Here is a 20246-nt window from a genome sequence, read left to right as displayed (position 1 = left end):
ACTGTGTAACGTTTTCCAGCCTCATTTTGCATTCCCACTCAACGGTACCTAGGTTGTTCTTATCCCGCGGGGTTCGGGTGCTCTCGCATGCCCGTGCCGTCGCACACTTCGCACAGGAGGAACATTGCACATCAAGGGAAGAAAGGTCAGGTACGCGGTCAGCGCCGTCGCCGTCGCCGGTGTAGCCGCGCTCGCGCTGTCGGCCTGCACCACGTCCGGCAGCACGGGCACCTCGTCCGCAGCCAAGGGCGGCACCGTGACGGTCGCTGTCGTGAACGACTTCACCTCGTTCAACTCGCAGACCCCGCAGGGCAACCTGGACACCAACGGCCAGGTCGGCTACCTCGACGGGTCGTACGGAACTGGTTTCCAGTACATCGACAACAACTACAAGATCGTTCACGACGACAAGTTCGGCAAGTTCGAGAAGATCTCGGACAGCCCGCTGACCGTCAAGTACACCCTGAACAAGAACGACAAGTGGTCCGATGGGCAGCCCGTCACCGCTGACGACATGATCCTCGGCTGGGCCATCGCCTCCGGTTACTACGACTCGGCGAAGTTCGACAACCAGGGCAACGTCACCAGCGGCACGCAGTACTTCTCCATCGCGGGTTCGACGGCGGGCATCGACTCGACCGCGTTCCCGACCGTGGGCGACAACAACACGTCGATCACCCTGAAGTACTCCACGCCGTACGTGGACTGGGAGCTCGTCAACCCGATCGCGCAGCCCGCGCACATCGTGGCCAAGAAGGCGGGCCTCTCGTCGGCCGCCGACCTGACCAAGCTGCTGAAGACGCTGCCGAAGGGCAACCCCGACGCCCCGGTCACCGCCAACGCGACCCTGAAGAAGGCCGCCGACTTCGTCAACACCGGCTACGACGTGACCGCGTTCCCGACCGACAAGGACCTGCTGGTCTCCTCCGGCCCGTTCGTCGTCTCGTCGTGGACCCCCGGCCAGTCGCTCACGATGACGCAGAACAAGTACTACGACGGCGGACTCAAGCCGAACGTGGACAAGATCGTGTTCCGCATCATCCCGGACGCCAACGCCCAGGTCACCGCTCTCCAGAACGGTGAGGTCGACATCATCAACCCGCAGGCCTCGGCTGACACGCTCACTGCTCTCAAGCAGACGACCGCGAAGGTCCTGACCGGCGACCAGGCGTCGTACGACCACCTCGACCTGAACTTCGGTTCGCAGGTCTTCGCCGACCCGAAGGTCCGTGAGGCGTTCCTCAAGACGATCCCGCGTCAGCAGATCCTCGACTCGATCGTCACCCCGGTGAACCCGAAGGCGAAGGTCCTCAACTCGCAGATCTGGCTGCCGAACCAGCAGCCCGAGTACGGCGACTCCGTGAAGAACAACGGTTCGAGCAACTTCGACAAGGTCGACATCGAGGGCGCCAAGGCGCTGCTCGCCGGTGCCACCCCGACCGTTCGAATCCTGTACAACACGAACAACCCGAACCGTGTCGACGAGTTCCAGGCGATCTCGACCTCCGCCGCCAAGGCCGGCTTCAAGGTCGTCGACGCCGGTTCGCCCGACTGGAGCAAGCTCCTCCCGGGTGGCAACTACGACGCGTCGCTCTTCGGCTGGATCAGCCCGGGAGCCGGCACCTCGCAGATCCCGCAGCTGTTCACCACCAACGGTGGCGGTAACTACAACCGCTTCTCCGCGGCGAACGACGACGCTCTGGCCACCCAGACCACGCTCGACAACAGCAAGCTCGTCTCGCTCGAGAAGAACATCGACAAGACCGCCTTCTCGCAGTTCTACGGTCTGCCGCTGTTCCAGCTGCCTGGCGTGTTCGGCGTCAACGCCCGCGTCGACGGTGTGAAGTACATGGGCAACCAGAACGGCCCGTTCTGGAACTTCTGGGAGTGGACCGTCAAGTCCTCGACCGCGAAGTAACGCTCGACAGTGAGAGTGCCCGGGGGACCCCCGGGCACTCTCCTGCGACGGGGCGTCGGCTTCGAGTCGACGCCCCGTTATCATGTAGTCGGCGGTCGTGACCCGACCGTTACCTCGATTTCGCGCCAGGCGAGCCCCCGCTCCGCCGCCCAACCCGTTTCATGGCGCGCCCTGTCAGTGAAGGTTTTGAACCTATGGCGAGTTTCATCCTGAGACGCCTTCTGGTCTCAGTGCTCATCATCATCGCCGCTTCGTTCCTGATGTACATGCTGGTCGCGTACAGCGCCGACCCGCTCGCGGACCTGCGAAGCAGCAACAACCCCAATAAGACGCAGCTCATCAATGCGCGCATCCAGCTCCTCCAGCTCGACATCGCCCCGCCGTTGCGGTGGCTGCTCTGGCTGGGAGGCGCGGCCAAGTGCCTCATCCCGTTCGCCAACTCGTGCGACCTGGGATCGACCATCTCGAACGCGAAGGTGGTGGACATCCTCCCGCAGGCGCTCACCTCGACCGTTCAGCTGGTCACCGTCGCGCTCATCCTCGCGATCCTCCTCGGTGTCACCATCGGCATCGTGACCGCCCTGCGGCAGTACAGCGGACTCGACAACGTCGTCACGTTCCTCAGCTTCTTCCTGTACTCGCTCCCGGCGTTCCTCGTCGCCGTGCTCCTCAAGGAGTTCGTCGCCATCGGCTTCAACAACTTCCTGGCGGGTCCGACGATCCCCTGGTGGGTCGCGGTCCTGATCGGGGTGGTGGCCGGGCTGATCTGGCAATCGCTCATCGGTGGCGACATGCGTCGCCGAGCCGTCACCTTCGGCGTGTCCGGTGTGGCGACGGCGGGCGTCCTGCTCCTGATGAGCGCGACCAACTGGTTCCTGCACCCCGGTCTCGGACCGGTGGTGATGATCATCCTGATCGCCGGTACCGTGATCGGCGCGACGGCGCTGACCGCGGGGCTGCAGAGCCGCCGGGCGCTCATCGCCGCGAGCATCGCCGGCGCGGTCTCGCTGGTGTGCTACTTCGGGCTGCAGTGGCTGTTCAACATCTCGACCCCTGCCACGATCGCCATCCTCGCGATCGTCGCGATCCTCGTCAGCCTCGCGATCGGCTGGTTCGTGGGAGGCTACGACCGCGGCCAGAACATGCGCGTCGCGGTGCTCGTGACCATCGTCTCGGGCTTCCTGATCATCGTCGACCGCTTCATGCAGGCCTGGCCGACGTATTTCCAGGAGACCAACGGCCGCCCGATCGCCACCGTCGGTTCGTCCACTCCCGGCCTGACCGGCGACATGTGGGTGACCGGTCTCGACACCTTCACCCACCTGGCGCTCCCGACGATCGCGCTGCTGCTGATCTCGTTCGCGTCGTACACGCGCTACTCGCGCGCCGGCATGCTGGAGGTGCTCGGCCAGGACTTCATCCGCACCGCGCGCGCCAAGGGCCTTCCGGAGCGCACCGTCGTGGTCCGCCACGCGTTCCGCAACATGCTCATCCCGATCACCACTCTCGTCGCCTTCGATGTCGGCGCCCTGCTCGGTGGTGCGATCATCACCGAGAAGGTGTTCGCGATCCCGGGCATGGGGTCCCTGTTCAATGCAGGACTGCAGCGCGGCGACCTGAACCCGGTGATGGCGTACTTCCTCGTCATCGCGGTCATGGCGATCCTGTTCAACTTCCTGGCCGACTTGTCCTACGCCGCACTCGACCCGAGAGTGAGGGTCCGCTGATGTCCACGACCGAACCGATGATCGCCGACGAGCTGCGGGAGCCGAGCGCTCCGCCCGTCAGCCAGGGAAAGCTCATCTGGAAGCGCTTCCTCTCCAACAAGGTCGCCGTCGGCAGCGCGATCCTGTTCATCCTGATCCTGCTGTTCTCCATCTCCGCGATCGGCATCGGCCCGATCCACGGCTGGTGGAAGTACAACTACGTCGAGCTGAACGACCAGGTCGCCCAGGGCTCCCCGAGCCTGGAGCACCCGTTCGGCCAGGACCGCATCGGCAAGGACTACTTCGCCCTCACGATGCGCGGCATCCAGAACTCGGTCCTGGTGATGGTCGTGCTCGGCCTCATCGCGAGCGTCGTGGGTGTCGTCGTCGGAGCCATCGCGGGCTACTTCCGCGGCGTGGTCGACGCGATCCTGATGCGCATCACCGACGTCTTCATCGTGATCCCGGCGCTCGTCATCGGCTCCGTCGTCGGTCACATGTTCGGCGGTCTCGGCGCGTTCTTCCTCGCCCTGATGCTGGGCTTCTTCTCGTGGATGGGTATCGCGCGTCTGGTGCGCGGCGAGTTCCTGTCGCTGCGCGAGCGGGAGTTCGTGGAGGCGGCCCGTGTGGCGGGCGCGTCCGACACGCGCATCATCTTCAAGCACATCCTGCCGAACGCCATCGGCGTCGTCATCGTGTCCTCGACGCTGATCATGGCGTCGGCCATCCTGCTCGAGACCGCGCTGTCGTTCCTCGGCTACGGGATCCGTCCGCCGGACGTCTCGCTCGGCCTGCTGATCAGCTCGAACGAGTCGGCGTTCCAGACCCGTCCGTGGCTGTTCTGGTGGCCGGGTGCGTTCATCGTGACGCTCGCGCTGCTGGTGAACTTCGTCGGCGACGGTCTGCGTGACGCGTTCGACCCGCGCCACCGCCGGTTCAACCTCCGCAAGATGCGCGAGGAGGAGCCGGAGCCCGGAGAGGACGGCCAGTCCGGTCCCCGTACGGGCGCGGCCCTCGCGGAGGACGTGCTGTGACATCCGCCCGCGCTGCGCTGCTGGTGGCCCCCGGTTCTCCGGGGTCAGGTCGCCAGCAGCGCGGCGAGCGTGCCGGCGATGAGCGCGATCAGCGCCGCCAGCGTCGCGAGGTGCCAGCTGACCGCCACGGGCGTCTCGTCCGCGAGGCCGCTGTCGATCGCTCCGCTCTGCTGGAGCTGAGCCCAGCGGCGGCGGACGACCTCGGCCGCGGCGCCCGACTCGGTGGAGAGCAGGTCGCCGGGACGGCGCACGCTGTCCGCGACGGCCGGCTTGCCGACGCGTCCCTTGGTCTCCTGGCGGGTGGCGCGCAGCGTGCGCGCCGTGCCGGGAGCGGGCGCGGACCAGACCGGGAACTTGCGGCCGGGCGTGTACAGCGTGAGCGCGTACTTGGTGTCCACGTGGATGAGCGCCTGCCACGGGATGCGGATGGTCCGCGTGACGTTGACCACCTCGATGCCGTCGTCGGCCACCGTGAGGCGTGGGCGCCAGAGCAGCGCCCAGCCCATGAAGGCGAACAGGGCGCACGGCACGACGTAGAGCAGGCGCACATCGTGCACGCTCACCAGAAGGCCGACGATCAGGGTCGCAGCGGCCGCCCAGATCAGCACGGCAAGGACCCGGTTGAACCGGGACACGAAAACCTCGCGCTCGGCGGGGGAGACGTAGGGCATGGCTCCATGCTCTCATCCCGCACCGTCTCCGCCTCGCCCGAGCGCGCCCCCGAAAGGAACCACAAATCATGACCGAGAACACCACCGGTGGGGCCGGGGTCGTCGTCGGCGCCCCCGTGCTGGAGGTCACCGACCTCTCCGTCGATTTCGGCGTCGACAACGTCTGGGTGCCCGCGGCCAAGAAGCTGAACTACTCGATCAAGGCGGGGGAGGTGCTCGCCATCGTCGGCGAGTCGGGGTCCGGCAAGAGCGCGAGCTCCATGGCGATCCTCGACCTCCTGCCGCAGAACTCCCGCGTGCAGGGTTCGATCAAGTTGGAGGGCCGCGAGCTCACCGGGCTCAGCGCGCCGCAGATGCGCCGCGTGCGCGGACGTCAGGTCGCGGTGATCTTCCAGGAGCCGATGACGGCGCTCAACCCGGTCTACACGGTCGGCTTCCAGATCGTCGAGACGCTCCGCATCCACTTCGGGATGTCGCCGCACGAGGCGAAGGCTCGCGCGCTCGAGCTGCTCGAGATGGTCGAGCTGCCCGATCCCGTGAAGGCGTTCAACTCCTACCCGCACCAGCTCTCCGGCGGTCAGCGCCAGCGCGCCATGATCGCGCAGTCGATCTCGTGCGACCCGAAGCTCCTCATCGCCGACGAGCCCACGACCGCGCTCGACGTGACGGTGCAGGCCGAGATCCTCGAGCTCATCCGCAGCCTCCGCGACCGCCTCGATAGCGCGATCCTGCTCATCACGCACGACATGGGCGTCGTCGCCGATCTGGCCGACAACATCGTGGTGATGCGCAAGGGCGACATCGTCGAGGCCGGCACGGTCAAGGAGGTGTTCGACGCTCCGCAGCACCCGTACACCATCGCGCTCCTCGAGGCCGTCCCGCACCTCGGGCAGCGCGAGAACGAGGAGATCGACACCACGGCAGCCCTCGCCGCAGGCACGGAGAACCCGGACGCCGAGTACGCGGAGCGCATCCGTGTCAACGAGCGCCTCGCCGCCGCCGAGCACGAGAAGGCGGAGATGGACAAGCGGAAGGTCGTGGTCGACTTCGAGAAGGTCGCGATCGAGTACCCGAAGCACGGCCGCGTGCCGGCCTTCCGCGCGGCGACCGACATCGACCTCACCATCCACGAGGGCGAGGTCGTCGGCCTCGTGGGCGAATCGGGATCCGGCAAGACCACGCTCGGTCGCGCCGCGATCGGCCTGCTGCCCATCCACTCGGGCAAGCTCGTCGTCGCCGGCCAGGACATCAGCAAGGCGGGCCGCGACGAGATCCGCAAGCTGCACCGCAACGTCGGCATCGTGTTCCAGGACCCGTCGTCGTCGCTGAACCCGCGGCTCCAGATCGCGGACTCGATCGGTGAGCCGCTGCGACTGGCGAAGGGCCTCAAGGGCCAGAACCTCGCCAATGAGGTCGACCGCCTGCTCGACAGCGTCGAGCTGCCGCGGGCGTACCGCAGCCGTTTCCCGCACGAGCTCTCCGGCGGTCAGAAGCAGCGTGTCGGCATCGCCAGAGCGCTGTCGCTGAAGCCGCAGGTGCTGATCGCCGACGAGCCGACGAGCGCGCTCGACGTCTCGGTTCAGGCGCGCGTCCTGGAGCTGATGCAGCAGCTCCAGAAAGAGATGAACTTCGCGTGCCTCTTCATCACGCACGACCTCGCCGTTATCGACGTGCTGGCAGACAGGATCGCCGTGATGCACCACGGCAACCTGGTCGAGATCGGAACGCGCGACGAGATCCTGCGCTACCCGAAGGAGGCGTATACGCAGCGCCTGCTCGCGGCGGTGCCGCTTCCCGACCCGGAGCAGCAGCGCGCCCGCCGCGCCCTGCGCCTCGAACTGCTGGCGGCCGGCTCCGACGAGGTCGTCCCGGTCAACGAGGGCCTGCCGCAGGAGCCGGAGCCGCCGGTGGCCCAGGGGCTGTAGCGACGACAAGCGACGAACGCCCTTCGTTCCGTGAACACTTCGGAACGGAGGGCGTTTCGCGTGGCGACAGGTGCAGGCTCCGACTGGGATAGAATGGACCGTTCCCCATTTCTTTCTGACGAGAGTCGAGCCTTCACGCATGTCCGAGAACGCCGTCGCCCACCGCGACGATCTGCGCAACGTCGCGATCGTCGCCCACGTCGACCACGGCAAGACCACGCTGGTCGACGCCATGCTGCGGCAGACCAACTCGTTCGGCGACCACGAGCACGTCGAGGAGCGTGCCATGGACTCCAACGAGCTGGAGCGCGAGAAGGGCATCACGATCCTCGCCAAGAACACGGCGATCTCGTACAAGGGCAAGCACGCCCCGAACGGCCCGATCACGATCAACGTCATCGACACCCCCGGCCACGCCGACTTCGGTGGCGAGGTCGAGCGCGGCCTGTCCATGGTCGACGGCGTCGTGCTCCTGGTGGACGCCTCCGAGGGCCCGCTGCCGCAGACCCGCTTCGTGCTGCGCAAGGCGCTGGAGGCGAAGCTCCCGGTGATCCTCGCCGTCAACAAGACCGACCGGGGCGACGCCCGTATCGGCGAGGTCGTCGAGGAGAGCCAGGACCTCCTGCTCGGCCTCGCGAGCGACCTGGCCGACGACGTGCCCGACCTCGACCTCGACGCCGTCCTCGACGTTCCCGTCGTCTACGCGTCCGGCCGCGCCGGCGCCGCCAGCCGTAACCGCCCGGCCAACGGCGAGCTGCCCGACAACGACGACCTCGAGCCGCTGTTCGAGGCCATCCTCGAGCACATCCCGGCTCCGACGTACGACCCGTCCGCCCCGCTGCAGGCGCACGTGACCAACCTCGACGCGTCGCCGTTCCTCGGCCGCCTCGCCCTGCTCCGCATCTTCAACGGCACGCTCAAGAAGGGCCAGACCGTCGCCTGGGTGCGGCACGACGGCGACGTGCACAACGTGCGCGTGACCGAGCTGCTGATGACCAAGGCGCTCGACCGCTACCCGGCCGAGTCCGGTGGCCCTGGCGACATCGTCGCGGTCGCCGGCTTCTCCGACATCATGATCGGCGACACTCTGGCCGACCCGGATGACGTGCGCGCGCTTCCGGCCATCCACGTCGACGACCCCGCGATCTCGATGACGATCGGCACGAACACCTCGCCGCTCGTCGGCAAGGTGAAGGGCCACAAGCTCACCGCGCGTATGGTCAAGGACCGCCTCGACCGCGAGCTGGTCGGAAACGTCTCGCTGCGCGTGCTCGACATCGGACGCCCCGACGCTTGGGAGGTGCAGGGCCGCGGCGAGCTCGCGCTCGCCATCCTGGTCGAGCAGATGCGCCGCGAGGGCTACGAGCTGACCGTCGGCAAGCCGCAGGTGGTCACCCGCAAGGTCGACGGCCGCACGCAGGAGCCGTTCGAGCACCTCACGATCGACGCTCCGGAAGAATACCTCGGTGCCATCACGCAGCTGCTCGCGGCTCGCAAGGGCCGCATGGAGAACATGGCGAACCACGGCACCGGCTGGGTCCGCATGGAGTTCATCGTCCCGTCGCGCGGTCTCATCGGCTTCCGCACCGAGTTCCTCACCACGACGCGTGGAACGGGTATCGCCAACGCGATCTCGCACGGTTACGACGACTGGGCTGGGCAGATCGTCACCCGCAGCAACGGCTCCATCGTGGCCGACCGCGCCGGAGTCGTCACCCCGTTCGCGATCATCGCGCTCCAGGAGCGCATGTCGTTCTTCGTGAACCCCACCGAGGAGGTCTACGAGGGCATGGTCATCGGCGAGAACTCGCGCGCCGACGACATGGACGTTAACATCACCAAGGAGAAGAAGCTCACCAACATGCGCTCCTCCACGGCCGACACGTTCGAGTCGATGACGCCCTCCCGTCAGCTGACGCTCGAGGAGTGCCTGGAGTTCGCCCGCGAGGACGAGTGCGTCGAGGTCACCCCGGAGGCCGTGCGCATCCGCAAGGTCGAGCTCGACGCGACCGCCCGCGGCCGCGCGGCGGCCCGCCTGAAGCGCCAGGATGCGTGACGTCGGCGCATAATCGACACATGAGACGTTCGCGTCTGCTCGTGATCCCGGTCGCGGCCCTCCTCATGCTGGGGGTCGCGCCGGCGCTCGCGGGCTGCAGCTTCCAGACGGTCGTGAAGGACGTCACCGGCGGCAACGTCGACCTCGGCGGCGACAAGGTCCCCGCCGACTTCCCGAAGTCGGTCCCGCTGTACAAGGGCGCCGTCGTGTTCGGCGCGAGCGTCGGCAGCGGCCACGGCAAGGTCTGGAACGTGACCGTCAAGGTCCCCGGCGCGGATGCCTACACCGACATCCAGAAGCAGCTGGCCGACGCCGGCTTCAGCGGCCAGTTCGGGGCCCAAGCCCCCGACGGCGGAGGAACGGGCACGTTCGCGAACGACCAGTACGGCGTCCTCGTCGTGGTGACCGGCGCCGGCAGCAACGGCTGGGTCGCCAACTACTCGGTGTCACGCGCGGGTGTGCAGACACCGGCACCGACGGCCACGCCGTAGCGCTCAGGCGAACAGCCCCGCGCCCACGTACGAGCCGTCGCGCGCGCCCGGCGGTACGGCGAAGATCGCCGAGCCGACGTGCTTGAGGTACTCGTTCAGTGCGTCGTTCTTGGCGAGCCGGGCCTGGATGGGGATGAACTGCTTGCGTGGATCGCGCTGGAAGGCGATGAAGAACAGTCCGGCATTCAGCCGACCGAGGTCGTCGTTGCCGTCGACGAAGTTGTAGCCGCGGCGCAGCAGCTGTGCCCCGTCGTTCATCGTCGGGTGCGCGAGTCGCACGTGGGAATCGGGGTCGATCTTCGTGCCGCCACCCGCCGACAGCGCGAGGAAGTTCGGCTCGGTGAACTCGGTTCCGCCCGAGAGCGGTGCGCCCTCGCCCTTGTCGCGGCCGATGATGCGCTCCTGCTCGCCCAGCTGCTGCCGATCCCAGGTCTCGATCGTCATGCGGATCTTGCGCGCCACCAGGTAGGAGCCGCCGTGCATCCACGTCGCCCCGTCCGATGCTGCGGCCCACACCTGGTCGTCCACCACGGTCGAGTCCTCGGCCTTGATGTTCGCCGTCCCGTCTTTGAAACCGAACAGGTTGCGGGGGGTCGTCTGGCTGCGCGACGTGGAGGAGGTGCGTCCGAATCCCAGCTGCGACCAGCGGATGGCGGCGCGACCGAATGCGATGCGGGACAGGTTGCGGATGGCGTGCACCGCCACCTGGGGGTCCTCGCTGCAGGCCTGCACGCAGAGGTCGCCTCCGGTGAGCGAGTCGATCAGGGCGTCGCCGGGGAAGCGCGGGAGGTCGACCAGTGCTTCCGGCCGCCGGGCTGCGATCCCGAACCGGTCGGTGCCGTCGGCGGCGGTGAACAGCGTCGGGCCGAAGCCGAACGTCAGGGTGAGACCGCCAGGGGGGAGGTCGAGCGCCTCCCCGGTGTCGTCCGGCGGCGCGTCGGACGGGCCGGAGGCCGGGCCGTACTTTCCTGCCGGCCGGCCCTGCGTCATCCGCGCGGCAGCGACCGTCCAGTCGCGCAGCAGCTCGATGAGGCCGTCGCGGTCGAGTCCGGCGGCGACGTCGAAGGCGGCGAAGTGGAGGCGATCCTGCGCGGGCGTGACGATCCCGGCCTGGTTGGCGCCGTAGAACGGGTAGGTCGCGCCGGTGGGCGAGCTCCCGACCGCGTGGCCCACGGCTGCCCCTGCCCCGAATCCGACCACGCCGGCACCGACCGCGGCGCCGGCGAGCCCGAGCATTCCGCGCCGGGAGAGGCCGGACCGCCGGGTGTGCGCAGCGCCCTCCGTGCGCGCAGCGCCCTCGGGGTGGGCGTCTGGCTCCGGGCCGTCGACGTCCGTGTTCTGGTCGGACATCTCTCTGCTACTTGACCAGGATCGAGGTGAGCTGGCTGAGCGGCTCGCTCAGGGCGTTCACGGAGTCGGAGAGCTCCTTGACCTGCGTCGTCGTGAGCTTGGTGTAGCTCACGTAGCCGTCGCCGGATGCGTACTGCGCGAGCAGCGTGTCGATCGTCGCGAACTCGGCGTCGAGCTTCTTCGCGGCGCTCGTTCCTGCGCTGCCCTTCTTCAGGAGGATCGCCCGGACGTTGCCGTACGCGACCTCCGCGCCCTCCACGTTCGCCTTGAAATCCCAGAGGTCGGTGTGTGAGAAGGTCTCCTCCTCGCCGGTGATCTTGCTGCGCGAGACCTCCTCCATCAGCCCGCTGGCGCCGTTGGAGATCTGGTCGAGGGTCAGCGTGAAGCCCTTCGCGTAGACGAGGTCGTAGAGCTTCTGCGTGTCGGCGACGAGCTGCCGGCCGAGCACTGCGCGCCCGGCTGCATCCGACGGCGTGAACCCGGCCGGCGCCCAGAGATCCTTCTCGATGCGGTGCCAGCCGGTCCAGGTCTGGCCCTGTTCGAGGTCGGCCTCGCGCAGGTCGAGCGCCGGGTCGATGTCGCCGAACTGCTCGGCCGTCGGCTCGATGCGCTCGTAGAACGCGCGGGTCGCCGGGTACTGGGCGCGCGCCGTGGCGTCGTCGCCGGCCTCGTAGGCGGCGGCGAAGGTCTTCGTCGCCGCCAGCAGCTGACCGGTCTGATCCTTCACATAGCTGACGTAGTTGGTCACGGCCTGGGCGACCTGCTTGCTCTCGCTGGCGGTCTTGGTGTCGGCCGCGCCCGTGGACACCGTGAACTTCGCGAGCGACGTCGGGCTGCCGACCATCCCCTTCTTGCAGGCGGTGAAGTAGCTGCCCTCCGTCAGTTGCACCACGTAGTTGACCGTGGTGCCGGGGCCGATGTTCTCCTTCTCGCCCGCGATGCGCAGCTTGTCCTGGGCGAGCACCTCGAACTCGTTGACGTCGGAACCCCTGTTGGTCACCTGGAACGTGATCGGCCCGGCCGGTGCGGTGTCGGTCTTCACCGTGCAGGAGCTGTCGGTGAGCGTGACCTGGATGGCCTCGGCTTCGGCGACGGCCGTGTTGGGCACGCAGCCGGTGAGGGCCAGCGCGAGGACGGCGGTGCCCGAGAGGAGGCCGGCGGACGTGCCGAGGTGTCGGAGTCGAGGCATGGAAGTGCTGTGCTTTCTGCTCTGGTGGACGTCGATGCTGCGGGGCGGAGCGGATGTCAGGCGACGAGGCGCGTCACGAAGCGACGGGTGTCTGCGGGGCGGGGGCGGGGGTGCGCTTCGCGGGGGAGGCGGCGGGCCGGCCGGACGACCGGTGCTGCCGCACGTAGAAGAACGCGACCACGGCGATGTAGCCGACCCAGGCGATCACCTGGAACCAGGTGGGCGACGGGTTGAAGTTGAGGATGCCGGCGAGCGCTGTCCCGTACCAGCTCGACGCCGGGATGATCGCGCTGATGTCGTACGCGTGGATGTTCGCGCCGGGGAGGACGCCCGCCTCCTGCAGGTCGCCGATGCCGTACGCGAGCACGCCGCCGGCGACGAGGATGAGGAAGGCGCCGGTCCAGGTGAAGAACGACCCGAGATTGATGCGCACCATACCGCGGTAGAGCAGGAATCCCAGCACCGCGGCGGTCACGAGGCCGAGCACCGCGCCGATGACGGGCTCCCAGCCGCCGCCGATGCTGGCGACCGTCGCCCAGACGAACAGCGCCGTCTCGATGCCCTCGCGCCCGACGCTGAGCATCGCCAGGATGACGACGCCCCAGCCGGCGCCGACGAGCACCGAGTCGAGCCGGTTCTGCAGCGTGGACTTCATGCTGCGGGCGGTCTTGCCCATCCAGAAGATCATCCACGTGACGAAGCCGACCGCGATGAGCGACAGCGTGCCGCCGACGATCTCCTGCGCCTCGAAGCTCAGCCCGTAGGGACCCCAGGTCAGCAGCGCGCCGATCCCGAGCGGGACGACGAGGGCGATGCCCACGCCGATCCAGAGCTTCGAGAGGACGTCCCGTCGCCCGACCTTCACCACGTAGGCGACGAGGATGGTGACGATGAGCGCCATTTCGAGGCCTTCGCGGAGGCCGATCAGGTAGTTCGCGAGCACAGGGGACCTTCGAACGGAAGCGGGGATGTTGGTAAGGCTAACCTTACCCGCTCGACTCTAGATCACCTCCGCCGACCCTGTCCAGCCGGGATGCGGGACCGGCCCGTTAGGATTCGAGAATGCCCAGCCGGATCGTCAACGCCGTGCTCCTGGTGGTCGCGGGCGCGATCGTCGGAGGCATCGGCACAGTCGCCCACCAGATCACCGTCAGGTGGGGCGTGACCGTCCCGCTCGGACTGATCGCCTCCCTCGTCTGCTACACGGCGCTGCTCGTCGGGCTGCGTCTCCTCGGCGACTCGCGGTGGCCGGCACTCTGCGCGGCGCTGGGCGCTATCGCCGTGATCCTGCTGTTCACGCAGCAGAGCCCGGGAGGCTCCGTCCTGATCCCGAACAACCTGGTAGGCCAGATCTGGCTCGTCGCCCCCATCCTCATCGCCGCCCTCGTCGTGGCGTGGCCCGATGTGCGCGGTCGCCGCAGCGGGGCCGCCGCCGCGTCGCAGACGTCCTAAGCTAGTGGGGAAGCCTCCCGTTTCGCGAAGGGAATCCGAACAACAGTGACCTACGTCATCGCCCTCCCGTGTGTCGATGTGAAAGACCGGGCCTGCATCGACGAATGCCCCGTCGACTGCATCTACGAAGGCGAACGGTCGCTGTACATCCACCCCGACGAATGCGTCGACTGCGGAGCGTGCGAGCCGGTGTGCCCGGTGGAGGCCATCTACTACGAAGACGACCTCCCCGAGGAGTGGGCCGACTACTACAAGGCCAACGTGGAGTTCTTCGACGACATCGGGTCGCCCGGTGGCGCCGCCAAGGTCGGCGTGATCGCCAAGGATCACCCGATCATCGCCGCACTGCCTCCACAGGCGCACTGACGTGGCGCTCGGAGAGCTTCCGGACTACCCCTGGGATCTGATGGCGCCCTACGTGGCGCGCGCCAGGCAGGCGGAGCCCTTCGGTGACGCCTCCGGGGTGGTCGACCTCTCGATCGGGTCCCCGGTCGACGCCACGCCAGAGCTGATCCGTCGCGCGCTGGCCGACGCGACGGATGCGCACGCGTACCCGCAGACGGTCGGCACGCCCGCACTCCGGGAGGCGATCGTCGCCTGGTTCGAGCGGCGTCGCGGCGTTCCGGGCCTGGCGACGGAGAACGTGCTTCCCACGATCGGCTCCAAGGAGCTGGTCGCCTTCCTCCCGTTCTTCCTCGGGCTGGGGGAGGGGGACGCCGTCGTCCACCCGCGGGCCGCCTATCCCACCTACGCGATCGGTGCGGCTCTGGCCGGAGCGCAGTCGGTCGCGGCCGACGACCCCGCAGACTGGCCCGCGAACACGCGCCTGGTCTGGCTCAACAGCCCGGGCAACCCCGACGGGCGGGTGCTGTCGGCCGGCGAGCTCGCCGCCGCGGTGACCCGTGCCCGCGAGCTGGGCGCCGTCGTCGCGAGCGACGAGTGCTACGCCGAGCTGGGCTGGCAGGCCCCGTGGAGCGACGAGCCGATCCCGAGCGTCCTCGACCCGCGCGTCATCGGCGATGACCCCACCGGCGTCCTCGCCGTCTACTCGCTGAGCAAGCAGTCCAATCTCGCCGGTTACCGCGCCGCGTTCATCGCGGGCGACCCGCGCTTGATCGCGCGGCTCACCACGGTGCGCAAGCACGCCGGGCTCATGCTGCCGTCGCCGCTGCAGGCCGCGATGGTCGTCGCGCTCGGCGATGATGCGCACGTCGCAGAGCAGCGCGAGCGCTATCGCGCGCGGCGCGAGCTCCTCCTGCCCGCCCTGGAGGCCGCCGGCTTCCGCATCGACCGGAGCGAGGCGGGCCTCTACCTGTGGGCGACCGAGGGGCGCGACGCCTGGGAGAGCATCGGCCGGCTCGCCGACCTCGGCATCGTCGCCGGCCCCGGCGTCTTCTACGGCGACCACTTCCCGCAGCACGTGCGGCTCTCGCTCACGGCGACGGACGAGCGGATCGCGGCCGCGGCCTCCCGGCTGCGGGTCTTTGGAGAGACTCTCTAACCATCGGCCCGCTCCTTTGCGCGATGCGACAGTTGCCGCGCAGGTTGGCTAGGCTGTACCAGCATGGCTTCTCAGCGGCGCTGACACGAACGGCGCGCGAAGCATCCCGAAAACCCCACCAGGAGGCGTTGTGAGCGGACTCGGCACCGAGCAGGCTGGCACTCAGGCCGGCGCTGCTCAGGCACAGGCGGAGCAGCGCGGCACCGCCGGCGAGGGGACGGTCGCTGAGCTGCACTACCCGGGCGGAGTCGCCGAGTTCCCGATCCTGCCGAGTACGCAGGGGGCGTCGAGCATCGACCTCTCGAGCCTGACGAAGCAGACCGGGCTCACCAGTCTCGACTATGGTTTCGTCAACACGGCGGCGACCCGGTCGGCCATCACGTACATCGACGGCGATGCCGGGATCCTGCGCTATCGCGGGTATCCGATCGAGCAGGTCGCCGAGCGCTCGACCTTCCTCGAGGTGGCGTGGCTGCTCATCCACGGCGAGCTGCCGACGCCGGCCGAGCTCGCCGACTTCGACGAGCGCATCCGCCGTCACACCCTCCTGCACGAAGACCTCCGCCGCTTCTTCGACGCCCTGCCGCACGACGCTCACCCGATGTCGGTGCTGTCCAGCGCCGTCTCGGCTCTGTCGACCTTCTACCAGGATTCGCTCAGCGTGCACGACCCGGAGCAGGTCGAGCTCTCGACGGTCCGCCTCCTCGCGAAGCTGCCGGTGATCGCGGCGTACGCGCACAAGAAGAGCATCGGCCAGGCGTTCCTGTACCCCGACAACTCGCTGAGCTTCGTGGACAACTTCCTGCGGCTCAACTTCGGCACCATGGCCGAGCCGTACGAGGTGAACCCGGTGCTGTCGCGCGCGCTGGAGCGCCTGCTCATCCTGCACGAGGACCACGAGCAGAACGCCTCCACGTCGACCGTGCGCCTCGTCGGTTCCACGCAGGCCAACCTGTTCGCCTCCGTCTCGGCCGGCATCAACGCCCTCTACGGTCCGCTCCACGGCGGGGCCAACGAGGCCGTCCTGCAGATGCTCGCGGGCATCCGCGACTCCGGCGAGAGCGTGCAGAAGTTCGTCGAGCGCGTCAAGAACAAGGAGTCCGGCGTCAAGCTGATGGGCTTCGGCCACCGCGTCTACAAGAACTTCGACCCGCGCGCCAAGCTGGTCAAGCAGTCCGCCGACGAGGTGCTCTCCGCGCTCGGCGTGCACGACCCGCTGCTCGACATCGCGAAAGAGCTCGAGGCGGTCGCCCTCGCCGACCAGTACTTCGTCGACCGCCGGCTCTACCCGAACGTCGACTTCTACACCGGCGTGATCTACAAGGCGATGGGTTTCCCGACGCGGATGTTCACCGTGCTGTTCGCAATCGGGCGACTCCCGGGCTGGATCGCCCACTGGCGCGAGATGACGCAGGACCAGAGCACCAAGATCGGCCGTCCGCAGCAGCTCTACGTCGGTGACGCCGAGCGAAGCTGGCCCGCCGGCCGCTGATTCCTCTCCCGAAGGGCACGTTGTTGCCCCTTTCGCACGCCGGAAGGGGCAACAACGTGCCCTTCGGCGTCAGCGGGTCGCGGGTCAGGGGGTCAGGGTGAGGGTCTGGTCGGCGGCGGTTTTGACCGCTTGCGGTGAGAACGGCCACGGTCGGGTCTCACCGGTCGCCCAGAGCGGCGCCTGATCGACGTAGTGCGGGTCGAAGGCGTGCCCGGACGCCCCGGTCAGGTTGATCCAGGTGCTGCGGTCGAAGTCGGCGAGGTCCACAACCATCCGCATCGACGGTGCCCGGTCGACCTGGTAGCCGACGGAGGCGTCCCACCCGGTCGCGTCCACGATGCTCGACCCTCCGCCGACCGGATAGGGCCCGCGGTTGAACAGCCACTCGATCGGCGCGACACCCGACGAGCCGAACGACGCATTGGTCAGCTCGAGGGAGTGCAGGCCGTCCCACCGCCAGCTCTTCGGGTCGCCGCCGAGCCGGCTCGTCGCCTCCGACCAGGCCCGATCGGCGGCGTAGGCGAACATCTCGTCGCGGTCGGATGTGCCCAGCTTGCTGTCGGCCCACCATGCCGAGTCCGGGTGCTGGGCCAGCGCGTCGACGACGGCGAACCATCGGTCGCCTCCCGTGGGCGGTGCCGACGCCGGCAGCTTGCGCGCGAACGCGTCGGCGAGGAGGTTCTTCCAGAACACCGCGAAGTACGCCGCCTCCGCACTGTCGCCGTCGTCGTGGTAGTTCCAGCCCCGCAGCAGCGCCGCCCCGCGCGCCGCCCCGGAGGTCGGATCCGACTTCGCGCCGACCGCCAGCAGGATCGGCACGAGGGCCGCCGCGTTCGCGTCGTAGGTGTCCGCCTGGATGGCTGACATATCCTTCGAGGTCAGCTTGGTGCCGGACGCGAGGAGCTTCTGCAACCGGACCTCGATCTGGTTCGCGCGGTAGCCGTAGTCCCAGTCCCGGGTGATCATGGCGGGGAACCCCGGGCCGACAGCCGCGTTGTTCGCCGTCACGATGTAGCCGCCCGGCGGGTTGAGGACGTTCGGAAGCTGGTTGTACGGGATGGTGCCCACCCAGCCGTACTGGCTGGTCCAGCCGGGGACGGGCATCGTGCCGTCACCGCTCGCCCGCACGGGGATCAGTCCGGGCGCCTGGTAGCCGATGTTGCCGTCCACGTCGGCGTAGAGCAGGTTCTGCGACGGCACCTGGAAGGAGGCCGCGGCCGCGCGGAAGCTGACCCAGTCGTGCGCCGTGTCGAAGGCGAAGATCGCGTTCGCCGTCGGCCCGGGCGTGAGCGCCGTCCACTCCAGCGACAGCTGGAACGTCTGCGCGGGCACGCCGAGCTTGCCGGCCTGGTCTTTGGCGATGGCGGCGTAGCCGTCGCTGAGGTCGGTGACGATCGGCCCATGGCGGGTCGAGCGCACCGTGATCCGCACGTCCGGGCCGCCCGCGACCGTGATCGTCTCGTGCCGGATGGTCAGCGGCACCTGTTTGCCGTCGTACTCGTAGGTGTTGCCGGTGACCTTCTCGACGTAGAGGTCGGCGACGTCCGGCCCGAGGTTGGTGAAGCCCCAGGCGATCCGGGAGTTGTGGCCGATGATGACACCCGGCAGCCCCGAGAAGCTGAAGCCCGCGACGTCGAACGGGCAGTCCGGCCCGACGGCCGCGCAGTGCAGGCCGACCTGATACCAGACCGAGGGCATCACCGCTCCGAGGTGCGGGTCGTTGGCGAGCAGCGGCTTGCCGGTCGCCGTGTGCGCACCGGAGACGACCCAGGAGTTCGAGCCGATGTCGTCGCCGGCCGGCCCCATGAGCTGGGGGAGGGCGTCCAGGCTCGACGCGACCTGCTCGAGCCGGTCGCGGTAGTCGTCCGCCGGGACGGCGGCGAGCGCGGTGTTCGCGTCGGCGTCGGCGCGCGCCGAGGCGGATGCCGGGGTCGAGCCGGCTGGTGCGGCGTCCGGGCTCACGGTGGCGGGGGAGCCTCCGCCGAGCGCGGTGATGGTCGGGTGCTGGGCATAGGCGTACCCGGGGTGGAGCTCGGCGACCTGCTCGGGCGTCAGTGTGGTGGCCAGCAGCGCGCGGTCGATCTCGTCCTCCAGGTTGGAGCGGAGGTCCCAGGCCATCGCCTTGAGCCAGGCGATGGAGTCGGCTGGCGTCCACTTCTCCGGGTGATACCCGGGGTTCTGGATGCCGAGGACCGCGTATTCGAGCGACAGCTCCGCGCCGGAGTGCGTTGCGAGGTAGGCGTTCACGCCGTCGGCGTAGTCCTGGTAGTAGCGCAGGGAGGTCTTGTCGAGGAGCTTCACCTCCTGCTCGGCGACCTGGCGCCAGCCGAGCGTGCGGATGAAGGTGTCGGTGGGGATCTGACTCGCACCGAACAGTTCGGAGAGCCGTCCTGCGGTGACGTGGCGGCGGAAGTCCATCTCCCAGAACCGGTCCTGCGCGTGCACGTAGCCCTGGGCGCGGAAGAGGTCGTCCGACGTCCGCGCGGTGAGCTGCGGGACGCCCGCCGAGTCGCGCGCGACCGTGACCGGCGCCGTGAGCCCGGGGAGTCTCAGGCTGCCGGAGGTCTGCGGGAAGGAGCGCATGACCGTCCAGATGCCGAGACCGCCCGCGAGGACGGCGAGCACGAGCAGGACGGCGAGCGTGACGCCCAGCGTCCGGAGCACGCGATGGTGCAGCCTCAGCCGGGGAGTGTCGTCGCCCACCAAAGCTCCTCACGTCGAGTCCGTCGCGCTTCCTGGGACTCTAACCCACGCCGGTGACGCCACGGAGGGGGCGCAACGCTCAGCGCGAGGTGAGCGCCGCCCAGGCCATCCGCTCGAGCACGGGGCGCACGGAGGCGTCCGTGGTGTGCGACGTGCCGGCGCGCGCGGAGTGCGGCGTGGAGTTGATGAGCCCGAAGGTGGCCTGGACCCGGACCCGCAGTTCGTCGGCGTCGAGGGAGGGGTGGAGATCGCCGAGCACGCGCATCCAGAGCTCGATGTAGCGGCGCTGCAGGGTGCGTACGGCCCGGCGCTCCTCGGGGGCGAGAGCGTCGAGGTCGCGGTCCTGCACCCGGATCGTGTCGGCCTCCGTCAGTGCGAAGTCGACGTGGAAGGCGATCAGCCCGCGCAGCGCGCCCGCGGGGTCCGCCGCCTGCTGCTCCACGGCGGCACCGCCGTCGAGGAGGTTCTCGCTGACACCGACGAGGAGGGCGCCGAGCACGGCCTGTTTGGAGGCGAAGTGTCGGTAGACCGCCGGGCCGCTGACGCCGGCCGCGGATCCCAGGTCTTCGATCGACACCCCGTTGAAGCCGCGCTCTGCGAACAGCCCGGCCGCAGCGGCGAGCAGGGCGGCGCGTCGATCCGCCTTCGCCTGGCTGCGCTGCGTGGGGCGCGCCAGCGGGTCTGCCGGAACGGTCTCGGTCATGCTGTCGCTTTCGCACGGTTCCCCGGTGGCGGGGCTGGACAATCGGGTTAATGAA

Annotated in this window: 16 protein-coding genes; 10 read left to right on the top strand and 6 right to left on the bottom strand. The window is 68.7% G+C overall.

From position 1 onward, the window contains the following. Positions 1-124 precede the first annotated feature (124 nt). From KNO15_RS04705 to KNO15_RS04695, 3 genes are all read left to right on the top strand, one after another. Entirely contained in the window at positions 125-1918 is a 1794-nt protein-coding gene (locus tag KNO15_RS04705; protein WP_241702270.1) for an ABC transporter family substrate-binding protein, read from the top strand. A gap of 194 nt (positions 1919-2112) precedes the next feature. Beyond that, positions 2113-3645, top strand: a complete 1533-nt coding sequence (locus tag KNO15_RS04700; RefSeq protein ID WP_241702269.1) for an ABC transporter permease subunit — start codon at positions 2113-2115, stop codon at positions 3643-3645. Next, positions 3645-4658 carry an ABC transporter permease gene (locus tag KNO15_RS04695; protein ID WP_241702268.1) on the top strand — a complete coding sequence of 338 codons (1014 nt, stop codon included), beginning with the start codon at positions 3645-3647 and terminating at the stop codon, positions 4656-4658. The genes KNO15_RS04700 and KNO15_RS04695 overlap by 1 nt, the downstream gene beginning before the upstream one ends. Before the next feature lie 44 nt (positions 4659-4702). Here KNO15_RS04695 and KNO15_RS04690 read toward each other — a convergent pair whose 3' ends face one another. Continuing rightward, the gene (locus KNO15_RS04690) at positions 4703-5329 is read right to left on the bottom strand and encodes a PH domain-containing protein (RefSeq protein WP_241702267.1); all 627 of its coding nucleotides are present in this window, start codon (positions 5327-5329) and stop codon (positions 4703-4705) included. Between the two features lie 68 nt (positions 5330-5397). Here KNO15_RS04690 and KNO15_RS04685 point away from each other — a divergent pair, with 68 nt between their 5' ends. The 3 genes from KNO15_RS04685 (at position 5398) to KNO15_RS04675 (ending at position 9801) form a co-directional block, all read left to right on the top strand. Continuing rightward, a complete protein-coding gene (locus tag KNO15_RS04685) occupies positions 5398-7254 on the top strand; it encodes an ABC transporter ATP-binding protein (protein WP_241702266.1) in 1857 nt (618 codons plus the stop codon). A 139-nt stretch (positions 7255-7393) separates the two neighbouring features. Beyond that, entirely contained in the window at positions 7394-9310 is a 1917-nt protein-coding gene (typA, locus tag KNO15_RS04680) for a translational GTPase TypA (protein ID WP_241702265.1), read from the top strand. A 20-nt stretch (positions 9311-9330) separates the two neighbouring features. Next, positions 9331-9801 carry a hypothetical protein gene (locus KNO15_RS04675; RefSeq protein ID WP_241702264.1) on the top strand — a complete coding sequence of 157 codons (471 nt, stop codon included), beginning with the start codon at positions 9331-9333 and terminating at the stop codon, positions 9799-9801. A gap of 3 nt (positions 9802-9804) precedes the next feature. On the opposite strand, the gene efeB is transcribed toward KNO15_RS04675, so the two are convergent. The 3 genes from efeB to efeU form a co-directional block, all read right to left on the bottom strand. Further along, a complete protein-coding gene (gene efeB / locus KNO15_RS04670) occupies positions 9805-11151 on the bottom strand; it encodes an iron uptake transporter deferrochelatase/peroxidase subunit (RefSeq protein ID WP_241702263.1) in 1347 nt (448 codons plus the stop codon). A gap of 7 nt (positions 11152-11158) precedes the next feature. Beyond that, a complete protein-coding gene (gene efeO / locus KNO15_RS04665; RefSeq protein ID WP_241702262.1) occupies positions 11159-12340 on the bottom strand; it encodes an iron uptake system protein EfeO in 1182 nt (393 codons plus the stop codon). A 73-nt stretch (positions 12341-12413) separates the two neighbouring features. Then, positions 12414-13283, bottom strand: coding sequence for an iron uptake transporter permease EfeU (gene efeU, locus KNO15_RS04660; RefSeq protein WP_241702261.1), 870 nt, complete (start codon positions 13281-13283; stop codon positions 12414-12416). A 119-nt stretch (positions 13284-13402) separates the two neighbouring features. Between efeU and KNO15_RS04655 the strand changes: the two genes are divergently transcribed. From KNO15_RS04655 to KNO15_RS04640, 4 genes are all read left to right on the top strand, one after another. Continuing rightward, positions 13403-13792 carry a hypothetical protein gene (locus tag KNO15_RS04655; protein WP_241702260.1) on the top strand — a complete coding sequence of 130 codons (390 nt, stop codon included), beginning with the start codon at positions 13403-13405 and terminating at the stop codon, positions 13790-13792. 45 nt (positions 13793-13837) lie between these two features. After that, positions 13838-14158, top strand: a complete 321-nt coding sequence (gene fdxA, locus KNO15_RS04650; RefSeq protein WP_011186402.1) for a ferredoxin — start codon at positions 13838-13840, stop codon at positions 14156-14158. 1 nt (position 14159) lies between these two features. Beyond that, positions 14160-15293, top strand: coding sequence for a succinyldiaminopimelate transaminase (gene dapC / locus KNO15_RS04645; protein WP_308220423.1), 1134 nt, complete (start codon positions 14160-14162; stop codon positions 15291-15293). Between the two features lie 229 nt (positions 15294-15522). Beyond that, the gene (locus tag KNO15_RS04640; RefSeq protein ID WP_241702686.1) at positions 15523-16785 is read left to right on the top strand and encodes a citrate synthase; all 1263 of its coding nucleotides are present in this window, start codon (positions 15523-15525) and stop codon (positions 16783-16785) included. Between the two features lie 84 nt (positions 16786-16869). Here the strand turns inward: KNO15_RS04640 and KNO15_RS04635 are convergent, their stop codons facing one another. Together KNO15_RS04635 and KNO15_RS04630 are read right to left on the bottom strand one after the other, a co-directional pair. Beyond that, on the bottom strand, positions 16870-19488 hold the full coding sequence (locus KNO15_RS04635) for a penicillin acylase family protein (RefSeq protein ID WP_241702259.1): 2619 nt from the start codon (positions 19486-19488) through the stop codon (positions 16870-16872). Between the two features lie 79 nt (positions 19489-19567). Then, positions 19568-20191 carry an SACE_7040 family transcriptional regulator gene (locus KNO15_RS04630; protein WP_278046463.1) on the bottom strand — a complete coding sequence of 208 codons (624 nt, stop codon included), beginning with the start codon at positions 20189-20191 and terminating at the stop codon, positions 19568-19570. Positions 20192-20246: the final 55 nt, after the last annotated feature.

Origin of the sequence: Leifsonia shinshuensis, assembly GCF_022606355.1 — a bacterium.
Taxonomy (GTDB): domain Bacteria; phylum Actinomycetota; class Actinomycetes; order Actinomycetales; family Microbacteriaceae; genus Leifsonia; species Leifsonia shinshuensis_B.
The sequence above is the reverse complement of the archived record's forward strand: the minus strand, read 5'-3'. Positions and strand labels throughout refer to the sequence as shown.

What these genes read in the sequence shown, in the direction of transcription:
- KNO15_RS04630 (WP_278046463.1), bottom strand. Translation starts at nt 20,191, where the DNA reads ATGACCGAGACCGTTCCGGCAGACCCGCTGGCGCGCCCCACGCAGCGC.
- KNO15_RS04685 (WP_241702266.1), top strand. Translation starts at nt 5,398, where the DNA reads ATGACCGAGAACACCACCGGTGGGGCCGGGGTCGTCGTCGGCGCCCCC.
- KNO15_RS04675 (WP_241702264.1), top strand. Translation starts at nt 9,331, where the DNA reads ATGAGACGTTCGCGTCTGCTCGTGATCCCGGTCGCGGCCCTCCTCATG.
- KNO15_RS04690 (WP_241702267.1), bottom strand. Translation starts at nt 5,329, where the DNA reads ATGCCCTACGTCTCCCCCGCCGAGCGCGAGGTTTTCGTGTCCCGGTTC.
- KNO15_RS04700 (WP_241702269.1), top strand. Translation starts at nt 2,113, where the DNA reads ATGGCGAGTTTCATCCTGAGACGCCTTCTGGTCTCAGTGCTCATCATC.
- efeB (WP_241702263.1), bottom strand. Translation starts at nt 11,151, where the DNA reads ATGTCCGACCAGAACACGGACGTCGACGGCCCGGAGCCAGACGCCCAC.
- KNO15_RS04695 (WP_241702268.1), top strand. Translation starts at nt 3,645, where the DNA reads ATGTCCACGACCGAACCGATGATCGCCGACGAGCTGCGGGAGCCGAGC.
- efeO (WP_241702262.1), bottom strand. Translation starts at nt 12,340, where the DNA reads ATGCCTCGACTCCGACACCTCGGCACGTCCGCCGGCCTCCTCTCGGGC.
- KNO15_RS04655 (WP_241702260.1), top strand. Translation starts at nt 13,403, where the DNA reads ATGCCCAGCCGGATCGTCAACGCCGTGCTCCTGGTGGTCGCGGGCGCG.
- typA (WP_241702265.1), top strand. Translation starts at nt 7,394, where the DNA reads ATGTCCGAGAACGCCGTCGCCCACCGCGACGATCTGCGCAACGTCGCG.